The 25007-nt window shown below is 61.9% G+C and carries 16 protein-coding genes; 15 read left to right on the forward strand and 1 reads right to left on the reverse strand.

Annotation, left to right across the window (positions count from 1 at the left end; translation table 11 throughout):
• Positions 1-14 precede the first annotated feature (14 nt).
• From AC0R79_RS15175 to AC0R79_RS15235, 13 genes are all read left to right on the forward strand, one after another.
• A complete protein-coding gene (locus AC0R79_RS15175) occupies positions 15-1421 on the forward strand; it encodes an NAD(P)/FAD-dependent oxidoreductase (RefSeq protein ID WP_474730301.1) in 1407 nt (468 codons plus the stop codon).
• A gap of 29 nt (positions 1422-1450) precedes the next feature.
• Positions 1451-1795, forward strand: coding sequence for a cupin domain-containing protein (locus AC0R79_RS15180; RefSeq protein WP_474730303.1), 345 nt, complete (start codon positions 1451-1453; stop codon positions 1793-1795).
• A gap of 56 nt (positions 1796-1851) precedes the next feature.
• Entirely contained in the window at positions 1852-2937 is a 1086-nt protein-coding gene (locus AC0R79_RS15185; protein WP_474730306.1) for a polyamine ABC transporter substrate-binding protein, read from the forward strand.
• Between the two features lie 387 nt (positions 2938-3324).
• A complete protein-coding gene (locus tag AC0R79_RS15190) occupies positions 3325-4785 on the forward strand; it encodes a serralysin family metalloprotease (protein WP_474730308.1) in 1461 nt (486 codons plus the stop codon).
• Positions 4786-4878: 93 nt separating this feature from the next.
• Positions 4879-5307, forward strand: coding sequence for an AprI/Inh family metalloprotease inhibitor (locus AC0R79_RS15195; protein WP_474730311.1), 429 nt, complete (start codon positions 4879-4881; stop codon positions 5305-5307).
• 205 nt (positions 5308-5512) lie between these two features.
• Positions 5513-7312: a type I secretion system permease/ATPase gene (locus AC0R79_RS15200; protein ID WP_221533301.1), complete on the forward strand. Its 1800-nt coding sequence runs from the start codon at positions 5513-5515 to the stop codon at positions 7310-7312.
• The gene (locus AC0R79_RS15205) at positions 7309-8658 is read left to right on the forward strand and encodes an HlyD family type I secretion periplasmic adaptor subunit (protein WP_127798103.1); all 1350 of its coding nucleotides are present in this window, start codon (positions 7309-7311) and stop codon (positions 8656-8658) included. Before AC0R79_RS15200 ends, AC0R79_RS15205 begins: the two co-directional genes overlap by 4 nt.
• A gap of 2 nt (positions 8659-8660) precedes the next feature.
• Entirely contained in the window at positions 8661-10028 is a 1368-nt protein-coding gene (locus tag AC0R79_RS15210) for a TolC family outer membrane protein (protein WP_127798104.1), read from the forward strand.
• A gap of 56 nt (positions 10029-10084) precedes the next feature.
• Positions 10085-13036: an autotransporter serine peptidase EprS gene (gene eprS / locus AC0R79_RS15215; protein WP_474730314.1), complete on the forward strand. Its 2952-nt coding sequence runs from the start codon at positions 10085-10087 to the stop codon at positions 13034-13036.
• A gap of 201 nt (positions 13037-13237) precedes the next feature.
• Positions 13238-16324 carry an autotransporter domain-containing protein gene (locus AC0R79_RS15220; RefSeq protein ID WP_474730316.1) on the forward strand — a complete coding sequence of 1029 codons (3087 nt, stop codon included), beginning with the start codon at positions 13238-13240 and terminating at the stop codon, positions 16322-16324.
• A 57-nt stretch (positions 16325-16381) separates the two neighbouring features.
• Entirely contained in the window at positions 16382-18070 is a 1689-nt protein-coding gene (locus AC0R79_RS15225; RefSeq protein WP_474730318.1) for a polyurethane esterase, read from the forward strand.
• A gap of 100 nt (positions 18071-18170) precedes the next feature.
• On the forward strand, positions 18171-20024 hold the full coding sequence (locus AC0R79_RS15230; RefSeq protein WP_127798108.1) for a polyurethane esterase: 1854 nt from the start codon (positions 18171-18173) through the stop codon (positions 20022-20024).
• Between the two features lie 157 nt (positions 20025-20181).
• Entirely contained in the window at positions 20182-20556 is a 375-nt protein-coding gene (locus AC0R79_RS15235) for a hypothetical protein (protein WP_273899469.1), read from the forward strand.
• Positions 20557-20614: 58 nt separating this feature from the next.
• Here the strand turns inward: AC0R79_RS15235 and AC0R79_RS15240 are convergent, their stop codons facing one another.
• On the reverse strand, positions 20615-20839 hold the full coding sequence (locus AC0R79_RS15240) for a YgdI/YgdR family lipoprotein (protein WP_011334101.1): 225 nt from the start codon (positions 20837-20839) through the stop codon (positions 20615-20617).
• A gap of 195 nt (positions 20840-21034) precedes the next feature.
• Here AC0R79_RS15240 and AC0R79_RS15245 point away from each other — a divergent pair, with 195 nt between their 5' ends.
• A complete protein-coding gene (locus AC0R79_RS15245) occupies positions 21035-22687 on the forward strand; it encodes a VRR-NUC domain-containing protein (RefSeq protein ID WP_474730320.1) in 1653 nt (550 codons plus the stop codon).
• Positions 22684-25002 carry an ATP-dependent DNA helicase gene (locus tag AC0R79_RS15250; protein WP_474730322.1) on the forward strand — a complete coding sequence of 773 codons (2319 nt, stop codon included), beginning with the start codon at positions 22684-22686 and terminating at the stop codon, positions 25000-25002. The genes AC0R79_RS15245 and AC0R79_RS15250 overlap by 4 nt, the downstream gene beginning before the upstream one ends.
• The last annotated feature ends 5 nt before the right edge of the window (positions 25003-25007 follow it).

Genomic DNA, 25007 nt, shown 5'->3' on the forward strand with positions numbered 1-25007 from the left:
TGGCGGAGTCTTGCATGCCGGCGTGGCGCACTATCAGTTTGTGGATGGACCAACTCGACGAGCCGCTGACCGCGCGCCCGTCGCTTGCGCAGGATCTGGACGTCGACGTGGCGATCATCGGCGCCGGTTACACGGGGCTCTGGACTGCGTATTACCTGAAACAACAGGCGCCGAGCCTTAACATCGCCATCATCGAAGCGCAAACCGCCGGGTTCGGCGCATCCGGTCGCAACGGCGGCTGGTTGATGGGCAACCTGCTGGGTGAAGATCGCCTGCTGGCGGGACTGTCGCCACAACAACGCCGCGCTTCGTTCGACCTGTTGCACGGCATTCCTGATGAAGTAGAAGTCGTCCTCGAACGCGAAGGCATCGACTGCGATTACCGAAAAGGCGGAGTGCTGTACTGCGCCGCGCGCTATCCCGAGCAGGAAGCCAGTCTTCGCGACTACCTGAAGAAACTCCACGCTCAGGGCCTGACCGACGACGATTACCGCTGGCTCAGCCCCGAACAACTCGCGCAGCAGATTCGCATCGCCAAGCCTTACGGCGGCATCTTCGCCCCGCATGTCGCGACCATTCACCCGGCGAAACTGGTGCGCGGCCTGGCGCGAACCGTCGAAAGCATGGGGGTGAAGATCTACGAAAACAGCCCGGTGACCCATTGGCAGGCCGGCAGCCTGCGGACCGACAACGCCAGCGTACGCAGCCGCTGGATCGTCCCGGCCATCGAAGGCTATTCCGTCACGCTGCCACCATTGGGCCATTATCAACTACCGGTGCAGAGCCTGATCGTCGCCACCGAGCCGTTGTCCGCCGCGACCTGGGACGCAATCGGCCTCAGTCGAGGCCAGGCTTTCAGCGAATTCAGCCGTCAGGTCACTTACGGCCAGCGCAGCGCCGACAACCGTCTGATCTTCGGCGCCCGTGGCGGTTATCAGTTTGCCGGCAAGCTGCGCCACAACTTCGACCTGACCCGTGATGAAGTCGAGCTGCGTCGCTACCTGTTCGGTGAGCTGTTCCCGCAACTGAAAAACGTCCAGATCACCCACGCCTGGGGCGGCAACCTCGGCATGTCCCGGCATTTCAAACCGCACATGCTCTGTGACCGGGCCAACGGCATCGCGCTGTCCGGCGGCTATGGCGGGGAGGGTGTCGGCGCTTCCAACCTGGGCGGGCGGACGCTTGCGGATCTGATTCTCGAGCGCGACACCGAGCTGACGCATCAACCGTGGGTGCTGCCCGACGGCGGGATCCACGCGCTGCGGGCCTGGGAGCCGGAGCCATGCCGCTGGCTCGGCTACAACGCGATCATCAAGAGCTTCGTCCACGAAGACCAGACCCTGGCCAACCCGGCGACCGCGCCCTGGCGGCGCAAGCTTGCCAGCCAGGTGGCCGGGTTCATGGAAGGTTTCATGCACTAACCGTTGTTTACTAGCAGACAGGTAACGCCATGAGCATCACCCAATTCAAGAACACCGCCACGTTGCAACTGGATGAGTCCAACCCGGTGGCCGTGCCGCTCGGCACGCCGGTTGCGATTGCCTCGACCACCAGTGTCGAGCGCGACGACGGCGTCGAAACCGGCGTCTGGGAATGCACCCCCGGTCGCTGGCGCCGGCAGATCACTGCTCAAGAGTTCTGCCATTTCATTTCCGGTCGCTGCACGTTCACCCCGGACGACGGCGGCGAAATCCTGCACATACAAGGTGGCGACGCACTGATGTTGCCGGCCAACACGCTCGGGATCTGGGACATCGAAGAAACCGTGCGCAAGACCTATGTCCTGATTTTCTGACGTTTTGATCCTTTTGATTGCCTGCCAACAACAATAGCCAATACAGGAATCGATCCATGATCCGAAAGACCCTCGCGCTCGCAACCTTGATGCTCGCCGTTTCCCTCGCTCAGGCGGCGGATACGGTCAAGGTTTACAACTGGTCCGACTACATCGCGCCGGACACCGCCAAGAACTTCGAAAAGGCCAGCGGCATTGGCGTCACCTATGACGTCTACGACAGCAACGAAACCCTCGACGGCAAGTTGATGACCGGCAAATCCGGTTACGACGTGGTGTTTCCGTCCAACCACTTCATGGCGCGACAGATCGAGGGCGGGGCGCTGAAGAAGCTCGACAAGAGCCAGTTGCCGAACTGGAAGAATCTCAACCCGGTGTTGCTCAAAGCCCTGCAGACCAACGATCCGGGCAACGAACACGGCTTTCCGTACCTGTGGGGCAGCACCGGCATCGGCTACAACGTCGCCAAGGTCAAGGCCGTGCTGGGTGACAATGCGCCGGTGGATTCCTGGGATCTGATCTTCAAACCCGAATACATGGAAAAACTGCAGAAATGCGGCGTAGCCATCCTCGACAACGGCCCGGAACTGCTGCCGGCGGCGCTCAACTACCTGGGTTTGCCGCATCACAGCAAGAACCCCGAGGACTACAAGAAAGCTGAAGCGCTACTGATGAAAGTGCGGCCGTATGTCAGCTATTTCCATTCCTCGAAATACACCAGCGACCTGGCCAATGGCGACATCTGCGTGGCGGTCGGTTTCTCCGGCGACATCCTGCAAGCGGAAAACCGCGCCAAAGAAGCGAAGAACGGCATCGAAATCGGCTACGAGATTCCCAAGGAAGGCGCCGCGATCTGGTTCGACATGGTCGCCATGCCCGCCGATGCACCGGACGAGAAGGCCGGCTACGCGTTCATGAACTACCTGCTGCGCCCGGAAGTGATGGCCGGCATCAGCAACTACGTGCGCTACGCCAATGGCAACGAACAGGCCGACAGCCTGATCGATCCGGCGATCAAGAACGACACCAAGGTTTATCCGAGCCCGGAAATGATGGGCAAGCTGTTTGCACTGGAAGCGATGCCGCTGAACATCGACCGGATCCGCACGCGGGTGTGGAACAAGATTCGCACTGGCAGCTGAAAAAAACAGGCGAGGGCGGTACAGCCCTCGCCTGAATATGTATTGTTGGATCAACTTGATATCAAACCACTGGCATTGCACTGATAAAGTGCAGCAAAGTGAGACGCTGCTAACAAAATATAACTTACCGATATTTAATATTTAAATAAGAAATCGTCAGACAATTAGGCCAATTCACCACTCTTACAAACTTCTTTCGGCGGCACGCGCTTTGTTTACGGGAGTTTCCCGGAACAGTTCAATTTGATCTCAAAAAAACGCTAGACGTTAGATTTCAAATTGTGTCAGGTTTCTTACGCCTTCATTGGGCGAGTGATAGGACAATCTCGCCAGAGGTTGTCGCTATCGGACAAAAACTGTTCCATTGCTAAACAAGGAAGTGTGTTTATGTCGAAAGTAAAAGCTAACGCTGTTGATACCGCCGAACAGGCTTTCCAGCTGAACGCGGATCCTCTGGCTGCGTCTAGCTCGGCGTTCAACCAGATCAACAGCTTCAGCCATCAGTACGATCGTGGCGGCAACCTCACGGTCAATGGCAAACCCTCCTTTTCCGTCGACCAGGCCGCAACCCAGTTGCTGCGCGACGGCGCTGCCTACCAGGACAAGGATGGCAGCGGCAAGATCGAACTCACCTACACGTTCCTGACTTCGGTATCGTCCAGCACGATGAACAAGCACGGGATCACCGGGTTCAGTCAGTTCAGTACTCAACAGAAAACCCAGGCCGTGCTCGCCATGCAATCCTGGGCCGATGTGGCCAACGTCACTTTCACCGAGAAAGCCACCGGCGGTGACGGCCACATGACCTTCGCCAACTACAGCGGTGGCGTGGACGGCGCAGCAGCGTTCGCCTACCTGCCGGGTACCGGCCCAGGTTATGACGGCACTTCGTGGTACTTGATCAGCAGTGGTTACACCCAGAACAAGACCCCGGATCTGAACAACTACGGTCGTCAGACCCTGACCCACGAAATCGGCCACACCCTTGGCCTGGCGCACCCGGGCGACTACAACGCCGGCAACGGCAACCCGACCTACAACGACGCGACCTACGGGCAAGACACCCGCGGCTACAGCGTCATGAGCTACTGGAGCGAAAGCAACACCAGCCAGAACTTCAGCAAGGGCGGCGTGGAAGCTTATTCCTCCGGCCCGCTGATGGATGACATCGCAGCGATCCAGAAGCTCTACGGCGCCAACCTGACCACCCGTACCGGTGACACCACCTACGGCTTCAACTCCAACGCCGGTCGCGATTTCCTCAGCGCCTCGTCGTCGGCCGACAAGCTGGTGTTCTCGGTGTGGGATGCGGGCGGCAAGGACACCTTCGACTTCTCGGGTTTCACCCAGAACCAGAAGATCAACCTCAATGAAGCCTCGTTCTCCGACGTTGGCGGCCTGGTGGGCAACGTGTCCATCGCCAAGGGCGTCACCATCGAGAACGCGATCGGCGGTTCGGGCAACGACCTGCTGATCGGCAACAGCGCGGCCAACGAGCTCAAGGGCGGTGCCGGCAACGACATCATCTGGGGCGCCGGCGGTGCGGACAAGCTGTGGGGCGGCGCAGGTTCAGACACCTTTGTGTTCGCGGCCAGCTCCGACTCCAAGCCGGGTGCGATCGATCAGATCCTCGATTTCGTCAGCGGTCTCGACAAAATCGACCTGACCGGTATCACCAAGGGCGCGGGCCTGCACTTCGTCAGCGCCTTCACTGGTGCGGCGGGTGATGCGGTTCTGACGTCCTCGGGCGGCAACAGTCTGTTGTCGGTGGACTTCTCCGGGCACGGCGTGGCTGATTTCCAGGTCAGCACCGTTGGCCAGGCAGCCACCAGCGACATCGTGGCGTGATGTAACAAGGGAAAGCGGCGCGTCATGCGCCGCTTTCTTCACTTGCATCGCCGTGACCGGTAAGCAAGGCTACGTGCCGGAGTGAAATTTCCTATGATCCAATTCGCTTTTACCCGCAAAGCGGCGGCGTACCTGTTGCCGGTGCTGATGATGATTTCTGGAGAAACAACCATGGCAAGCAGCCTGAGACTCGAAGACCCATCGGTATTTGCCGGGCAGTGGCACGCCACCCTGAGCGCCCGCAGTGACAGTCCCGACGCGCAAGCGATGCAAGACAAGCCGTCGAACACCTGCCAGATCGACCTCGAACCCAATCAAACCCTGGGCAAGGGCGCCGATTGCCTGAGCGCGTGGTTGCAGGACGCAGCCATCGGCTGGTTCCCCGATCCGGACGGTCTGTCGATCACCGGCAAGGAAGGCTCAAGAATCCAGTTTTTCAGCCGACAACGTGACGGGCTTTATCTGAGCACTTTGAAGTCGGGCCTGGTGATTACACTCAAGCGTGCTGCGCAGCAGCCGTAATGACCGGAACCGACTGACCGTTTAAATATAAAGCACCCCGTTACAGTTATAAGCGACACTGCAATAACATACAGGCCGGTTGTAATCGCCGAAGTTGTTATTGAAGTGTAAGCAAGTATTGACGGTGTATGTGCCGCGCTCAACGCGGGCAATTAATTGGAAGTCTCGCCAAGCAGGGCGGGAAATATCATTTCAGGAATAATCAATGAAGATGGCGAAGGCCCCAGCCACCGCTCCCTTATTCAAGGCATTGGGTGACTATAAAAGCATTCTGATCAGCGTCGGATGCTTTACCGCACTGATTAACGTGCTGATGCTGGTGCCCTCCATTTATATGCTTCAGGTCTATGACCGGGTGCTTTCTTCGCAGAACGAAACCACCTTGGCGATGCTGTCGCTGATGGTCGTCGGTTTCTTCGCCTTCATTGGTCTGCTGGAAGTGGTGCGCAGCTTTATCGTGATCCGCATCGGCAGCCAGCTTGAGCGCCGTTTCAATCTGCGGGTCTATCAGGCGGCGTTCGAGCGCAACCTGTTCAAGGGCGAGGGCAACGCCGGGCAGTCTCTGGGCGACCTGACCCACATTCGCCAGTTCGTCACCGGGCCCGCGCTGTTCGCGTTCTTCGATGCGCCGTGGTTCCCGGTCTACCTGTTCGTGATTTACCTGTTCAACGTCTGGCTCGGCGTGCTCGCCACGGCGGGTGCGCTGCTGCTGATCGCGCTTGCGTGCCTGAACGAATACATGACCAAAAAGCCGCTGGGCGAAGCCGCCGGCTTCTCGCAGAAATCCAGCCAGTTGGCCACCAGCCACCTGCACAACGCCGAAACCATTCAAGCCATGGGCATGCTCGGCGCCTTGCGCAAACGTTGGTTCCAGGTGCATTCGCGCTTTCTCGGTCTGCAAAATCAGGCCAGCGACACCGGCGCGGTGATCAGCTCGCTGAGCAAGACCCTGCGTCTGTGCCTGCAATCGCTGGTGCTGGGCCTTGGCGCACTGCTGGTGATCAAGGGCGACATGACCGCCGGGATGATGATCGCCGGCTCCATTCTGATGGGCCGGGTGCTGAGCCCGATCGACCAGTTGATTGCCGTGTGGAAGCAGTGGAGCGGGGCGAAGCTGGCTTATCGTCGCCTCGATGCGTTGCTGCAAGCCTTCCCGCCGAGCGATGACGCCATGGCGCTGCCGGCGCCGAAAGGCCAGATCACCTTTGAACAAGTCAGCGCCGGCCCTCCGGGTCAACGTGCTGCGACCCTGCACATGGTCAACTTCAACCTGGCGGCCGGTGAAGTGCTGGGCGTGCTCGGTGCCTCCGGCTCCGGCAAATCGACCCTGGCACGGGTGCTGGTCGGCGTATGGCCGGCCCTCGGTGGCACGGTGCGCCTGGACGGCGCCGATATTCACCGCTGGAACCGCGATCAGCTTGGCCCGTACATCGGCTATCTGCCGCAGGACATCGAACTGTTCAGCGGCAGCATCGCCGAGAACATTGCCCGCTTCAGCGAAGCCGATCCGCAAAAGGTCGTGGCCGCCGCGCAACAGGCCGGCGTGCACGAACTGATCCTGCGCATGCCGCAAGGCTACGACACACAGTTGGGCGAGGACGGTAGCGGTTTGTCCGGCGGCCAGAAACAGCGCGTGGCACTGGCCCGTGCGCTGTACGGCAACCCGAGCCTGGTGGTGCTGGACGAGCCGAACTCCAACCTCGACACCGTCGGCGAGGCCGCGTTGTCCAGCGCCATCGTGCAACTCAAGGCCCAGGGCACCACCGTGGTGCTGGTGACCCACCGTTCTTCGGTGCTGGCCCAGGCCGACAAGCTGCTGGTGCTCAACGACGGTCGCCTGCAAGCCTTCGGCCCGAGCCACGATGTGCTCAAGGCGCTGTCCGCAAACCAGCCCGGCAATCAGCCCGGCAACCCATCACAACAAAATGAAAAACCTGCGCAAGCACCGGCCGGGCTCAGCATGAGCCGACAGTATCAGCCGACGACAAGGAATTCGGGTGTATGAGCAGCGCGAGCATGAACACGCAAAACGAAGCAAACATGGAACACGCGTACATCACCGAACGCCCGGAGCGCGATGCGAAGTTTTTCGCCCGCATGGGCTGGATTCTGGCGCTGGTCGGCGCTGGCAGTTTCTTCACCTGGGCGGCATTGGCGCCGCTGGATCAAGGGATCCCGGTACAAGGCACCGTCGTGGTATCAGGCAAGCGCAAAGCCGTGCAGTCGATGAGCAGCGGCGTGGTCAGCCGAATTCTGGTGCGCGAAGGCGAGATCGTGAAGCAGGGCCAGCCGCTGTTCCGCCTCGACCAGACCCAGGTCGCCGCCGACGTGCAATCGCTGCAGGCGCAATACCGCATGGCCTGGGCCAGCCTGGCGCGCTGGCAGGCCGAGCGTGACAACCTCAAGCAAGTGACGTTTCCGGCAGAACTGAGCGACAACGCCGATCCGCGCCTGGCGCTGGTACTGGAAGGCCAGCGGCAATTGTTCAGCAGCCGCCGCGAAGCGTTCTCCCGCGAGCAAGCCGCACTGCGCGCCAGCATCGAAGGCGCCACCGCGCAACTGGCAGGCATGCGCCGCGCGCGTACCGACCTCAACGCGCAGGCTGACTCGCTGCAACAGCAGTTGAGCAACCTGCAACCGCTGGCTGACAACGGCTACATCCCGCGCAATCGCTTGATGGAATACCAGCGTCAGCTGTCGCAGGTTCAGCAGCAACTGGCCGAGAACACCGGCGAAAGCGGCCGGGTGGAGCAGGGCATCCTTGAGTCCCGCCTGAAGCTGCAACAGCACGGTGAGGAATACCAGAAAGAAGTCCGCACCCAACTGGCCGACGCGCAACTGAAAAGCGTCACACTGTCGGAGCAACTGACTTCCGCCGGTTTCGACCTGCAACACAGCGAAATCCTCGCCACCGCCGACGGCGTGGCAGTCAACCTCGGCGTGCACACCGAAGGCGCCGTGGTCCGTCAGGGCGAAACCCTGCTGGAAATCGTCCCGCAAGGCACGCGCCTGGAAGTTGAAGGGCACCTGCCGATCAACCTGATCGACAAGGTCGGCACGCACTTGCCGGTCGACATCCTGTTCACCGCGTTCAACCAGAGCAAGACGCCACGGGTGCCCGGCGAAGTCAGCCTGATTTCCGCCGACCAGATGGTCGACGAGAAAACCGGCGTGCCGTACTACGTGTTGCGCAGCAGCGTCAGCGATCAGGCCATGGAAAAACTCAACGGTCTGGTGATCAAGCCCGGCATGCCGGCGGAAATGTTCGTGCGCACTGGCGAACGTTCACTCCTCAACTACCTGTTCAAGCCGCTGCTCGACCGCGCCGGTTCCGCGTTGACCGAAGAATAAGGATGTTCGGCTGTATGAATAAGCTTTCCATGCTGGCGGCAGCGTTCGCGCTGCTCGCGGGCAACAGTGCAGTGGCGGCCATGGGGCCGTTCGAGATCTACGAACAGGCGTTGCGCAATGACCCGGTGTTCCTCGGTGCGATCAAGGAGCGCGACGCCGGCCTTGAAAACCGCGCCATCGGCCGCGCCGGCCTGTTGCCAAAACTGGGTTACAACTACAACAAGGGCCGCAACTCGTCGAAGGCCACGTCTCTCGACGAACGCGCGCGCAATCGCACCGATGATCGCAACTACAGCAGCTACGGCTCTAGCCTGACCCTGCAACAACCGTTGCTCGACTACGAAGCCTACGCGGCGTATCGCAAGGGCGTGGCCCAGTCGCTGTTTGCCGACGAGAACTTTCGCGGCAAAAGCCAGGAACTGCTGGTTCGCGTACTGGATAACTACACCAAGGCTTTGTTTGCCCAGGATCAGATCGACATCGCGCAGGCCAAGAAGAAGGCGTACGAGCAGCAGTTCCAGCAGAACGAGCACATGTTCAAGCAGGGCGAGGGCACTCGCACCGACATCCTCGAAGCCGAGTCGCGTTACGAACTGGCGACCGCCGAGGAAATCGAGGCCCGCGACGAGCAGGACGCCGCGCTACGGGAGTTGGGCGCATTGGTAGGCGTGCCGGCGATGGACATCAGTGATCTGGCACCGCTGGATCAGAACTTCCAGACATTCGCCTTGATGCCGGCCAATTACGACACCTGGCACGAGCTGGCGGTCAGCAACAACCCGAACCTCGCGTCCCAGCGTCAGGCGGTGGAAGTGGCGCGGTACGAAGTCGAACGCAATCGCGCCGGGCACCTGCCGAAAGTCAGCGCTTACGCCACGATGCGCCAGAACGAATCGGAAAGCGGCAACACCTACAACCAGCGTTACGAAACCAACACGATTGGTTTCGAAGTCAGCGTGCCGTTGTATGCCGGCGGTGGGGTTTCAGCCTCGACCCGTCAGGCCAGCCGCACCATGGAACAGGCCGAGTACGAGCTGGATGGCAAGACTCGCGAGACGCTGATCGAATTGCGCCGGCAGTTCAGTGCGTGCCTGTCCGGAGTCAAAAAGCTGCGCGCCTATCAAAAGGCCCTGGCCTCGGCCGAAGCGCTGGTGGTGTCGACCAAGCAAAGCATTCTCGGTGGCGAGCGAACCAACCTCGACGCACTGAACGCCGAACAACAACTATTTACCACCCGCCGCGACCTGGCCCAGGCACGCTATGACTACCTCATGGCCTGGACCAAATTGCATTACTACGCGGGCACCTTGAGCGAACAGGATCTGGCGCGGGTGGATGAGGCCTTCGGACAGGGCCCACGGACGCAATAACACCGTAGCTTCAACGCAAAAAGCTTCGACCCAAAACAACAAAAAGAGTGGTGAACATGGACGTACGCATCAAGCCGGTTTCGGTCGGCACCCTGCTGTTTGTAATTTCTGCAACCCAGGCTCAGGCCCACTACCTCGAAGCCGGCAAACCGGGCGATCCGGCTAGTTGGCGCAGCGCCGAATTCCTGCGTGACTGGGGACTGGGCCGGATGCAGGCCGACCAGGCCTACGCCGCCGGCATCACCGGCAAGGGCGTGAAGATCGGCGCGCTGGACTCCGGTTTCGACACGGCCCATCCCGAGTTCGCCAGCGACCGTTATCACCCGGTACTGGCCAGCGGCAGCTACCTCGACGGCTCGCTCTTCAACGTCAACGGCACCCTCAACCCGAACAACGACTCTCACGGCACCCACGTGGTCGGCACCATGGGCGCATCCCGTGACGGCACCGGCATGCATGGCGTGGCGTACAACGCGCAGATCTACGTCGGCAACACCAACAAGAACGACAGTTTTCTGTTCGGCCCCAACCCCGATCCGCGCTACTTCAAAGCGGTGTACGACGCCCTGGCCGACGCCGGTGTGCGGGCGATCAACAACAGTTGGGGCAGCCAGCCGCCGGATGTCAGCTATCGAACCCTCGCGGATCTGCACGCCGCTTACGCCCAGCACTGGAACAAAGGCACCTGGCTCGACGCAGCGGCGGACGTTTCCCGTCGAGGCGTGATCAACGTGTTCAGCGCCGGCAACAGCGGCTACCCGAATGCCAGCGTGCGTTCGGCGCTGCCGTACTTTCAGCCGGATCTGGAAGGCCACTGGCTGGCGGTTTCGGGACTCGATCAAAGCAATCAGCAGAAGTACAACCAGTGCGGCATCGCCAAATACTGGTGCATCACCACGCCGGGGGCGAAGATCGACAGCACCATTCCCGACGGCGGTTATGCGATCAAGTCCGGCACCTCGATGGCCGCGCCGCACGCCACCGGCGCACTGGCGCTGGTGATGGAGCGCTACCCGTACATGAACAACCAGCAGGCTCTCGAAGTACTGCTGACCACAGCCACCCAACTTGATGGATCGGTGACCGACGCACCGACCGAGCGAGTCGGCTGGGGCGTGGCCAACCTGTACCGGGCGATGCGCGGGCCGGGGCAATTGCTTGGTGCTTTCGACGCCAACCTGGCGGCCGGGCAGAGCGATGTCTGGAGCAATGACATCAGCGACAAAGCGCTGATCCAGCGCCAGAGCGAAGACCTCGCCGAGCACAGCGCCTGGCAGCAAACCCTGCAAAGCAAAGGCTGGCAGAACGGCGTGCCGGCCGGCGCCAGCCAGCAGGATCAGACCGATTACGCCGTGGGCACAGCTCGCGATGCAGCGGCTTCCGCTCGGGTTTATCAAGGTAGTCTGATCAAGTCCGGCGACGGGCGACTGATTCTGACCGGTGAAAACACTTATCGCGGGCCGACCACGGTCAATGGCGGTCTGCTGACAGTGAACGGATCGCTGACCTCGGCCGTGACCGTCAATGACGGCGGTACCCTCGGCGGCTCCGGGCGGATCGGCGCGTTGACCGCCAACAGCGGCGGCCGGGTGGCACCGGGCAATTCGATCGGTACGTTGAACGTCGCCGGTGACGTGACCTTCGCGCCGGGTTCGACCTACGCCGTGGAGTTGTCTCCCACCAGCAGCGACCGCATCGTTGCCGGCGGCACTGCGTCCATCAACGGCGCCACCGTGAGCCTGTCGCTGGAAAACAGCCCGACGCTGCTCAGCACCACCGAGGCCAGAAGCCTGCTCGGCCGGCAGTACGACATTCTGCAAGCGGCGGGTGGCATTCAGGGGCGGTTCGGCGCGGTGCTGCCGGATTATCTGTTCATCGGTGGCAGTCTGGCCTACAGCGACAACGGCATCGGCTTGAACGTCGAGCGCAACGCGACATCGTTCGCCAGCGTCGGCCAGACCCCGAATCAGCGCTCCGTGGCCACTGCCGTCGAAGGTCTGGGCGCGGGCAATTCCGTGTACGAAAGCCTGTTGTTGTCGGCCACCGCCAGTGATGCGCAACAAGCCTTTCAACAGTTGAGCGGTGAAATCTACCCGGCCCTCGGTTCGGTGCTGATCAACGACAGCCGGCAACTGCGCGACGCCATCGGCGAACGCCTGCACGATGCCCAAGCCACGCAAAACAACGGCTGGATCAAGGCGCTCGGCGCCTGGGGCAGCACCGATTCGAGCCATGACACCGCTCGGTACAGCACGTCAATTGGCGGCCTGCTGGCCGGTGTTGACGGAGCACTGGACGAGCAGACCCGCATCGGTCTGGTCACCGGTTACAGCGACAGCTCACTGAGCATGGGTTCGGGCACGCATTCTTCGGCCAAGGTCGACAGCTATCACCTCGGCGCCTACGCCGGTCACGACATCGGCGCCTGGCGCCTGAGTACCGGCGCCGCCTATAGCTGGCACCGCGCCGATGTGAAGCGCGATTTACAGTACGGCAACGTCAGCGCCAAGCAGAAAGCCAAGGTCGATGCCGCCACCACTCAGGTATTCGGCGAAGCGGCTTATCGACTGAATCTGCAACCGCTGGCCCTGGAGCCGTTCGCCAACCTGGCCTACGTGCACCTCGACACCGACGGCTTCACCGAGAAGGGCGACGCCGCCGCGCTGAAAAGCGGCGACGACCAGCGCGACGCGGTGTTGAGCACCCTCGGCGTGCGGGCGATCAAGACCTTTGACCTGCCGTCCGCGCAGAAGCTGCAAGTGAGCGGGCATCTGGGCTGGCAGCACAGCCTGACCGACATCGACTCCGAACAGCATTTGCGTTTCGCCAGCGGCAGCGCGCCGTACACGGTCGAAAGCTCGCCACTGGTGCGCGACGCCGCGCTGGTCGGCGTGCAGGCCAGCCTGGCACTGACCCGCGACGTGCGGGTGAACCTCGATTACACCGGACAACTGGCCAGCCGCGAGAAGCAGCACGGCGTGGGCCTGAGCCTGAACTGGCAGTTTTGATTGATCGCAACTGATCGTTCCCACGCTCCCGCGTGGGAATGCAGCCCGTGACGCTCCGCGTCACTGGACGCGGAGCGTCCCTAGAGGCATTCCCACGCAGACGGTTCGACGCCTCGACGTGGGAATGATCAGCGGGGAGAGCATGGGAACGATCACTTTAATAGACGGATTTTTCGCAACATCACTAAGGAAGGTCGCTGGATGAAAAACAACAACACCCCCGCGCAATCGGGTGGATGCTTTCGCCTGAAAACTCTCAACGTTGCCTTGCTCTGCGCACTGGCCACCTGGGGCAGCGCGCACGCGGCGCCCTACGTGGAAAGCGGTCGGGCAGGGGATCCGGGCAGTTGGCGCAGCGCCGAATTCCAGGCCGACTGGGGCCTGGGCGCCATCGGCGCGGATCACGCCTACGCCGCAGGTTATACCGGTAAAGGCGTGAAACTGGGGATCTTCGACCAGCCGGTCTACGCCGCGCACCCGGAGTTCTCCGGCAGCAACAAGGTCATCACCCTGGTGACCTCGGGGATCCGCGAATACACCGACCCGTACATCCCGGTCAAAGCCGGCGACGCGTTCCGTTATGACGGTTCGCCCTCGGTCGGCTCCGACGGCAAGCTCGGCGCCCACGGCACCCACGTCGGCGGTATCGCTGCCGGCAGCCGAGACGGCGGCCCGATGCACGGTGTGGCGTTCGGCGCGCAGATCATCAGCGCCGACAACGGCGACCCGGGCCCGGAAGACGGCATCGTGCGCGGCAACGACGGCGCGGTGTACAAGGCCGGCTGGGATGCGCTGATCGCCAGCGGCGCGCGGATCATCAACAACAGCTGGGGCATCGGCATCACCGACCGTTTTGACCTCGGCGGCCGTGACCCTGCGTACCCGCACTTCACCGTCAACGACGCGCAATTGCAGTTCAACGAAATCCGCACACTGCTGGGCACCAAACCCGGCGGCGCTTACGACGGCGCAATCGCCGCCGCACGCAGCGGGATCGTGACGATCTTCGCGGCGGGCAACGACTACAACCTGAACAACCCGGACGCCATCGCCGGTCTCGGTTACTTCGTGCCGGACATCGCGCCGAACTGGGTCACCGTCGCCGCCCTGCAAAAGAACCCGGATCTGGCCAGCGCCAATCCGTACATCATGAGTACGTTCTCTTCGCGATGCGGCTACACCGCGAGTTTCTGCGTCTCGGCACCGGGCACGAAAATCTTCAGCTCGATCATCGAAGGCACCAACGCCGACAACCTGACCACCGGCTACAAGAACTACAACGGCACCTCGATGGCCGCGCCGCACGTGGCCGGTTCCATGGCGGTGCTGATGGAGCGCTTCCCGTACATGTCCGGCGATCAGGTCGCCAGCGTGTTGCGCACCACGGCCACCGACCTCGGCGCACCGGGCATCGACGCCCTGTATGGCTGGGGCATGATCAACCTGCGCAAGGGCATCGACGGCCCGGCCATGTTCGTCACCGAGCAGGACATTCCTGAAGAATTCCGCATTCAGGGCGCCTACGGTTCCGGTCAGTTCGTAGCCGATCTGCCGGGCATCGGCGCGATCATCGATGCGGGCAAACCCACCGAGCGCGTGTGCAACGACATCACCTGCGGGCTCGATACCTGGCGCAACAACATCTCCGGCCATGGCGGTCTGACCAAACAAGGCATCGGCACCCTGGTGCTGACCGGCAACAACACCTACAGCGGCCCGACCTTGGTCAATCAGGGGCGACTGGCAATCAATGGCTCGCTGCAATCGGCGGTCACGGTCAATGACGGCGGCATCCTCGGCGGTAACGGCCGGATCGCCGCACTGACCGCCAACAGCGGCGGCACCGTGGCGCCGGGCAATTCCATCGGCACCTTGAACGTGGCCGGTGACGTGACCTTCGCGCCAGGTTCGACCTATGCGGTGGAAGTGTCGCCGACCAGCAGCGACCGGATCGTCGCCGGTGGCAAAGCGGTGATCGAAGGCGCAACCGTGACCATGTCGCTGGAAAACAGCCCGACGCTGTTGACCACGGGCGAAGTGAAAAGCCTGCTCGGCACCCAGTTCAACATCTTGCAGGCAGCGGGTGGCATTGAAGGGCAGTTCGGCCAAGTGTTGCCTGACTACGCGTTCCTCGGCGGCACCCTGGCGTACTCGGCGAGCGGTGTGCAACTGGACGTCGGCCGCAATGGCGCCTCGTTCGCCAGCGTCGGCCTGACCCCGAACCAGCGCGCGGTCGGTGCTGCCGCCGAACGCCTCGGCGCCGGCAATGCGTTGTTCGAAACCCTGTTGCTGTCGCCGTCGGCGGCCGCTGCGCAGGATGCCTTCCAGCAACTGTCCGGCGAGATTCACCCGGCCATCGGCACGCTGCTGATCAACGACAGCCGCTACCTGCGCGATGCCGTGGGCGAACGTCTGCGTGAGCGTGATCTGTTCGATGCCGGCGCACCGACCGATGACCGCAGTAACGCCTGGCTCAAAGTGCTGGGCGCCTGGGGCAAGAGCGATGGCGGGTCGAAATACGCCGATTCCACCAGCTCCATCGGCGGCCTGCTGGCCGGTGTCGACGGCTTGATCGCTGAAGATACCCGTCTTGGTTTCGTTACTGGTTATAGCGACAGCTCGTTGAGCATGGGCGAGGGTACACATTCGTCCGCCTCGGTCGATAGCTATCACCTGGGCGCGTACCTGGGGCATCAGATTGATGCACTGCGTCTGACCGCCGGTGCGGCTTACAGCTGGCATCGCATTGACGTCAAACGCGACCTGCAGTTCGCTGGCGTCAGCGGCAAACAGAAAACCAAGCGCGATGCGACCACCGCGCAACTGTTCACCGAAGCGGCCTACGACCTGGGCCTGCAACCGATGAACCTGGAGCCGTTCGCCAATCTGGCCTACGTGCACCTCAACAGCGACAGCTTCACCGAGAAGGGTGATGCCGCCGCACTGAAGGGCGGCGATGACAACCGCGATGTGGTGTTGTCGACCCTCGGTGTGCGGGCCAAACGCACGTTTGCCCTGTCGGAGAAACACCAGCTGGAACTGGGCGCAAGCCTGGGCTGGCAGCACAATCTGAGCAGCGTGGATGCCGACAGTCACTTGGCTTTCGTCAATGGCAACAGTGCGTTCACCGTGCAAAGTGTGTCGATGGATCGAGATGCAGCGGTAGTCGGCGTGCGCGCCGGGCTGGCGCTCAATCGCGATGTCCGGGTCAACCTGGACTATAACGGGCTGATCGGCTCCAACGAAAAGGACCACGGTGTGGGCCTGACGCTGGACTGGCAGTTCTAAGGGGTAGCGGCAGTTCTTTAGAGAACTGCCGTTTTTGAAAGGAAGAGAGAGCACAACATGGGATTGTTCGATTACAAAAATGCCGACGGCAAAGCGCTGTACAGCGATGCCATCGCCCTGACGCTGTATGCCTACACGCCGACCGGGCAGGCTTTGCCCGGCACCGGCTGGAAGCCGATCGGCGCCACGGCGCTGGGCTATCAGGGCAAGGTCGGGACGCAGGGCACGTTCTTCGGCGAGAAGGACGGCTTCACCAGCGCCGAAGCCGAAGTGCTCGGCAAGTACGACGCCGGGGGCAAGCTGATCGGCATCGGCGTGGCCTTCCGGGGCACCGGCGGGCTGGGTTACAGCGACACTTTTGGTGACATGAAAAACAACCTGCTGGCCGCCATCGGCCCGACGGATTACGCCACCCAGTACGCGAAAAACGCCTTCGACAACCTGCTCAAATCGGTGGCGGCTTTCGCTGTCGCCCACGGCATCGCGGCCAAGGATGTGTTGATCAGCGGCCACAGCCTCGGCGGTCTCGGGGTCAACAGCGTGGCGGAGTTGAGCGCGAGCAACTGGGGCGGGTTCTTCAAGGACGCCAATTACATTTCGTTCGCCTCGCCGACCCAGAGCAGCACCGGCACCAACGTGCTGAACATCGGTTACGAGAACGACCCGGTGTTCCGCGTGCTCGACGGCACCACGTTCAGTACCGCGTCGATGGGCAAGCACGACAAGCCGCACGATTCGACCACCGACAACATCGTCAACTTCAACGACAACTACGCGTCCACCGCGCAGAACCTGGTGCCATTCAGCATCGCCAATCCGCTGAACTGGTCGGCCCACAGCTCGCTGGGGTATGCCGACGGCCTGAACCGGGTGATCGCGTCGAAGTTCTACGGCCTGACTCACAAGGACTCGACGATCATCGTCTCCAACCTTGAGGAAGCGTCGCGGGGCAAGACCTGGGTCGAGGATCTGGGCCGCAGCGGCGAGCCGCACACCGGCAGCACGGTCATCATCGGCACCGACAGCGGTGACTGGCTCAAGGGCGGGGCGGGCAACGACTTCCTCGAAGGGCTGGGCGGCGATGACCGTTTCCGTGACGACGGCGGCTTCAACATCCTGCTCGGTGGCCAGGGCCACAATACCTTCGAGTTGCAAAAGCCGTTGCAGAACTTCAGCTTCGCCAACGACGGCGACGGCACGCTGTACGTGCGTGACGCCTACGGCGGCATCAGCATGACCCGTGACATCGGCGCGCTGGTGAGTAAGGAGTCGGGGTCGTGGTGGGGCAGCAAGGAAATCACCTGGACCGTCACCGCCAAAGGCCTGGCCAACGGTGCCGAACTGACCCAGTACAACCATTCGCTCAGCGGCGGCGCCATGGGCGACACCCTCAAAGCCACCGCCGACGGCGACTGGCTGTTCGGCCTGGGCGGCAACGATCACCTGCAAAGCGACAAGGCCCACGTGACCTTCGTCGGCGGCGCCGGCAACGACGTGATGAGCGCGGTGGGTGGCAACAACACCTTCCTGTTCAGCGGCGCCTTCGGCTTCGACGCGATCAATGGCTACCAGGGCAGCGACAAACTGGTGTTCATGGGCGTCGAGGGCGCGGGGCAGGGCTACGACTACAAGCAACACGCGTCGCAGTCCGGAAGCGATACCGTGCTGAAGATTGGCGACTTTGCCGTGACGCTGATCGGGGTGGGTGTGGCTAACCTGTCGGATTCGAGTTTCGTCTTCGCCTGACAAACGAAAGTTGTACTGAAATGCTCCGGGGCGCCTCGGAAGGGGCGTTCTGGTTGTGAGCTATCTCTGAACAATTCCAACAAAGAGAGAGGCAACAGCAATGGGTGTGTATGACTACAAGAACTTCGGTACGGCGGAATCCAAGGCGCTATTCAGCGACGCCATGGCCATTACGCTGTATTCCTACCACAACCTCGATAACGGCTTTGCCGTCGGTTATCAGCACAACGGCTTCGGCCTCGGTTTGCCGGCCACGCTGGTGACCGCGCTGATCGGCGGCACGGATTCCCAAGGGGTGATTCCCGGCATTCCGTGGAACCCCGATTCGGAAAAAGCCGCACTCGACGCGGTGAAAAAAGCCGGCTGGACCCCGATCACCGCCTCGCAACTGGGCTACGAAGGCAAGACCGATGCCCGTGGCACCTTTTTCGGCGAAAAAGCCGGTTACACCAGCGCCCAAGTGGAAATCCTCGGCAAATACGACGCTCAGGGCCATCTGACGGAAATCGGCATCGCCTTTCGCGGTACCAGCGGCCCGCGGGAAATCCTGATTGGCGATTCCATCGGTGACGTGATCAACGACTTGCTCGCCGCGTTCGGGCCCAAGGATTACGCCAAGAACTATGTCGGCGAAGCCTTCGGCAACCTGATGAACGATGTGGTGGCGTTCGCCAAGGCCAACGGCCTGACCGGCAAGGACGTGCTGGTCAGCGGTCATAGCCTCGGCGGGCTGGCGGTCAACAGCATGGCGGACTTGAGCACCAGCAAATGGGGCGGGTTCTTCCAGGACTCCAACTACATCGCCTACGCCTCGCCGACCCAGAGCAGCACCGACAAGGTGCTCAACGTCGGCTACGAAAACGATCCGGTGTTCCGCGCACTCGACGGCTCGACCTTCACCGGCGCCTCGCTCGGTGTGCACGACGCACCCAAGGAGTCGGCGACCGACAACATCGTCAGCTTCAACGACCACTACGCCTCGGCGGCGTGGAACGTGCTGCCGTTCTCGATCGTCAACATTCCGACCTGGATCTCGCACCTGCCGACCGCCTACGGCGACGGCATGAACCGGGTGATCGAGTCGAAGTTCTACGACCTGACCAGCAAGGACTCGACGATTATCGTCGCCAACCTGTCGGATCCGGCGCGGGCCAACACCTGGGTGCAGGACCTGAACCGCAACGCCGAAACCCACAAGGGCAGCACGTTCATCATCGGCAGCGACGGCAACGACCTGATCCAGGGCGGCAGCGGCAACGACTATCTGGAAGGCCGCGCCGGCAACGACACGTTCCGTGATGGCGGGGGTTACAACATCCTGCTCGGCGGCTCGGGCAACAACACCCTGGAGTTGCAGAAGTCGGTCAATAGCTTCGACTTCGCCAACGACGGCGCCGGCAACCTGTACATCCGCGATGCCAACGGCGGGATCAGCATCACCCGCGACATCGGCAGCATCGTCACCAAGGAGCCGGGCTTCCTCTGGGGCCTGTTCAAGGATGACGTGACCCACAGCGTCACGGCGACCGGTCTTAAGGTCGGCAACAACGTCACCCAGTACGAATCGAGCGTGAAGGGCACCGGCGGCGCCGACACCCTCAAGGCCAAGGCTGGCGGTGACTGGCTGTTCGGCCTGGACGGCAACGACCATTTGATCGGCGGAGCGGGCAACGACGTATTCGTCGGCGGCGCCGGTAATGATCTGATGGAATCGGGCGGCGGGGCGGATACCTTCCTGTTTAGCGGCGCGTTCGGTCAGGATCGCGTGGTGGGTTACACCGCCAACGACAAACTGGTGTTCCTCGGCGTGCAAGGGGTGTTGCCCAACGACGACTTCCGCGCCCATGCCACGGCGGTGGGGCAGGATACGGTGCTGAAATTTGGCGGCGATTCGGTAACGCTGGTCGGGGTTGCGTTGAACAGCCTCAGTGCCGACGGGATCGTGATCGCCTGACGGTAAGGGTGGGGAGGGGCGCGCTCCTCCCCATATCAAAAGTGACTCACCAGCCATTCCCTGACTCCAATCCCTGCACCAACAGGAAATGCGGCCTAAAGCCATGACGGCAACGTTCGTCATCTAAGGGTCGCCAACGAGTACAGGAGATTCACACGTGAAAGGTTTCAAGAGGTTTATCGGTATCGCGGGACTGGCGCTGCTGTCGGCCAATGCCTGGGCCGATCTGCCTCACAGCTCGATTCTGAGCCGCTATGGCGTCACCACCGACGAACTGCCAAAGCCGGCCGAGAGTGATGACGTCAAACCCGTCGAAGAAAAAAGCCGCTTTCATATCCAGCCCGAACAACCGTTCGTGACCGTTCGCATCGGCGAAGACAAAACGCCGGAGATGACCGGCAACCTGAGCATCGACCGCATGGCACAGCAAGAGCGTCAGCGTTGCCAGCGCTTGCAGGAAGAACTGGTTCGCCGGGGCGAGCGGCCCTTCAGTTGCGACGACTCCCTCCCGGGCATGGCATTACCCCGCTGATCAATGCAAAAAAGGCTGCGCTCCTACAGGAACGCAGCCTTTTTTGATGGGGTAACCGTCAGTCTTCCTTGCGCACCGTGGCCACTTCGTCGGCACGTACGCGGACTTTGGCGCCGGAAATATCCTTGAACTCGTAGAAGCCATCCTCGTTTTTGGTATCGGGCATGTCCTCGGTCAGGTACTGGGTGCCGTTCTGCAGGGTGACCACCGTCGGGGTCGAGCAACCGGCCAGGGTCAGCAGGGCCGCAACAGCCAACGGGATCCCGAGAGTCTTGATTTTCATAAGCAGCATTCCTGTTCATTTCGACCATTGTCGGCCTCTAACGCGGTTGGTGCCATTACGCCGGGAAAAGTTCGATGGCCACCTGAAAAAATCCGCAATGAAGGTGCCACTGATCTTTTTCCGTTTGCGCCCGCCGGGGCAGGCTGGTATCTGTACGCATAACCAGTACTCGCTTGCCATGGCCCCGAAATCACCGTGACTGCCAATCCCCTCGACGATCCGTTCTATTACCTCAACAACTTCCGCCAGGTGCTTGATTGGCTTGAGCTTCGTTACGCCGACGTCATGAACGAAGCGGAGCACGCCTTCATCCGCGACTTCAATACACTGCCGCGCGGATCACAGGGATTGCTGGTGCGGATGGTGATGCGCAAGGGCGTGCATTTTCGTGCCGGCAAGCTGAATTATCCGGAAATCGGCGACATCGCCGAGGCGGCGCATCCGCTGCTGGCGCATGGCTGGCTCGATGAACAGGCGCCGTTGTCGATGGCGGAACTGTTCGAGGTGCTGCTCAAGGCCGAGATCCTGCAAGCCTTCGGCCCGGCCATCGATCAGCCTAAAGGCAAGAAGGTCGACTGGTTGCCGCTGCTGCACGAACAATTCCCCGAGCCCCGCAGTTTCGTGCAATGGTGCCCAACGCTGGCGGATCGGCTGTTCAGCCTGACGCTGATGGACCTGTGCGACCGTTTTCGCCTGATGTTCTTCGGCAACCTCTATCAGGACTGGTCGGAATTCGTGCTCGCCGACCTCGGTATCTTCACTTATGAAAAAGTCGAATTCAGCGCCGATTCCCGGGGCTTGCGCAGCCGCGCGGACGTCGATGCCTGCCTGTTTCTGCACGACTGCCAGCTGTATTTTGAAGCCGGCGAGCCGCTGGAACCTATCGTCGAACAGGTCGCGGCGCTGCATTTCGACAACCCGTGGCTGCAACGCCGGCGCGGCAAGCTGTTGTTCCAGATCGGCCAATACTGCGAGCGCCTCGGCGAATTCGCTCTGGCCCTGAAGATCTATCGCGACTGCGCCTATCCCGGCGCACGATTGCGGATGATCCGTGTGCTGGAGCGCAGCGCCGAATACGCGCTGGCCCTAGAACTGGCGCTCATTGCCGAGCAGGCGCCGGAAACCGCCACCGAACAGCAGGGCCTGCAACGGGTGTTGCCGCGCCTGCGGCGCAAGCTCGGCGGGCCACCCATCAAGCGCACGGCACCCGGTCTGGTGGAGCGGCTGGACCTGCACCTGCCGCGTCTCGATCCGGCGTTGTCGGTGGAATATCACGTTCAGGCGCACCTGCACGAAGAAACAGGCCCGGTGCATTACGTGGAAAACAGCCTGATCAATTCACTGTTCGGCCTGCTGTGCTGGCCGGCGATCTTCGCGCCGTTGCCGGGCGCGTTCTTTCACCCGTTCCAGCGCGGGCCGGTGGATCTGCTCAACGAGGACTTCCAGCCCCGACGCGCCGAGCTGTTTCAGGCCTGTCTGGCCGAACTCGACGATGGTCGTTATGCCGACACCATTCGCGCGCGGTTCGCCACCAAATGGGGCGTGCAGTCGCCGTTCGTGTTCTGGGGCGCGCTCAATGAGGATTTGTTGGAACAGGCGCTGGCCTGTCTGCCGGCCGAACACCTCAAGCACTGGTTCAGCCGTCTGCTGGTGGACATCAAGGCCAATCGTGCCGGCATGCCCGACCTGATCCAGTTCTGGCCGCAGCACAAGACCTACCGGATGATCGAAGTCAAAGGCCCGGGCGATCGCTTGCAGGACAACCAACTGCGCTGGCTGGAGTTCTGCAACACGCACCGGATGCCGGTCGCCGTGTGTTACGTGCAATGGGCGGAGCAGGGCGCTTGAGCTACAGCATCGCGGTGCGGGCGTTGTGCGAATTCACCGCGAAAACCGGTGACCTCGACCTTCGCTTCACCCCGTCACCGACCGCGCTGGAGGGGATTGCCGGGCATCGCACCGTGGCGTCCCGGCGCAACGACGCCTACCAGAGCGAAGTGGCACTGGACGGCGCATTCGGGCCATTGAAGGTCAAGGGCAGGGCGGACGGCTATGACGCGACGCAGAACTGCCTGGAAGAAGTCAAAACCTACCGCGGCGATTTGAGCAAGCAGCCGGCCAATCACCGTACGCTGCATTGGGCCCAGGCGAAAATCTACGGCTGGCTGATGTGCTGTCGATTGCAGCTTGAGCAGATCAATCTGGCGCTGGTGTATTTCGACATCGTCACGGAAAAGGAAACCTGTCTGGTCGAGGCTTTCAGCGCCGAAGCGCTGCGGCAGTTCTTCGAACAACAGTGCGGTTTGTTCCTGGCGTGGGCCGAACAGGAAATGGCCCACCGCGACGCGCGCAACCGGGCGGCGCAGCAACTGGGCTTTCCCCATGCCGCATTTCGCCCCGGCCAGCGTCACCTCGCCGAATCGGTGTTCAAGGCCGTCAGCACCGGCCGCTGCCTGATGGCCCAGGCCCCGACCGGGATCGGCAAGACCCTCGGCACCCTGTTTCCGATGCTCAAGGCATTGGCGCCGCAGCAACTGGACAAGGTCTACTTCCTCACCGCCAAGACACCCGGACGCAAACTGGCGCTGGATGCGGCGCAAGTGCTGTTCGATCACAGCGAAACCTTGCCCCTGCGGGTGCTGGAAATGGTCGCCCGGGACAAGGCCTGCGAACATCCGGACAAGGCCTGTCACGGCGAGTCCTGCCTGTTGGCCCAGGGCTTTTACGACCGCTTGCCCGCTGCCCGCGAAGCCGCCAGCCAATTGCGTCTGCTGGATCAGGCCGCGCTGCGAGACGTCGCGACGCAGCACGGTGTATGTCCGTACTACCTGAGCCAGGAAATGGCCCGTTGGGCCGACGTAGTGGTGGCGGACTACAACTATTACTTCGATTTCAGCGCGCTGCTGTTCGGTCTGGCCCAGTTCAATCAATGGAACGTTGCGGTGCTGGTGGACGAGTCGCATAACCTGGTCGAGCGCGGGCGGCAGATGTACAGCGCCACCCTCGATCAGGCGACACTGGGCAGCGTGCGCAAAACCGCCCCCGAGGCGTTGAAGAAGTCGTTGCAACGGGTCAACCGCGAATGGAACGCCCTGCACAATGACCAGTTGGCGCCGTATCAGGCCTACGACAAGGCGCCGGAAAAACTGTTGCAGGCGCTTTCATCCTGCACGGCGAGCATTGGCGACTACCTCAACGATCACCCGCAAGGGCTCGACAGCGCCTTGCAGAACTTCTACTTCGAGATGCTGCAGTTCGGCCGGGTGGCGGAACTGTTCGACGCGCATTACCTGTTCGACATCAGCAAACGCGACCTTGAGCGCAAACTCCCGTTATCGCAACTGTGCCTGCGCAACGTGGTGCCGGCGGCGTTCATCGGCCCGCGCCTGACGGCGGCGCGCAGCAGCGTGCTGTTTTCCGCAACCCTCAGCCCGCGCCACTATTACGCGGATTTGCTTGGCACGCCGGCCGACACGGTCTGGATCGATGTCGAGTCGCCATTTAGCGCCGAACAATTGCAGGTGCAGATCGTCAGCCGGATTTCCACTCGCTTCACGCACCGTCAGGCATCGCTGGAGCCGATTGTCGAGCTGATCGCCCGCCAGTTCAGCGAACGTCCGGGCAACTACCTGGCGTTCTTCAGCAGTTTCGATTACCTGCAACAGGTCGCGCAGTTGCTGGCCGAGCGGCACCCGCACATCACCCGCTGGCAGCAATCCCGAGGCATGACCGAAGGGGCGCGGCAGGATTTCCTCGATCAATTCACCGCCGACAGCCAGGGCGTCGGCTTCGCCGTGCTCGGCGGCGCGTTCGGTGAAGGCATCGATCTGCCCGGCGCACGGCTGATCGGCGCGTTCATCGCCACCCTCGGGCTGGCCCAGCTCAACCCGGTCAATGAACAGATGAAGCGGCGCATGGCCGCGATCTTCGGTGCCGGTTACGACTACACCTACCTGTTCCCCGGCGTGCAGAAAGTGGTGCAGGCCGCCGGACGGGTAATCCGCACCCAGCAGGATCGCGGCGTGGTGATGCTGATCGATGATCGCTTCGCCGAAAGTCGTATCCGGCAGTTGCTGCCGCGCTGGTGGCAAATCGATCAAACAGAAGCGGCTGTCCATTCCACCGGTTTGACGCATACTCCTGTCATTGAGAATTTGCTTTGAGCCAA

Source organism: Pseudomonas sp. HD57-3, assembly GCF_056113135.1.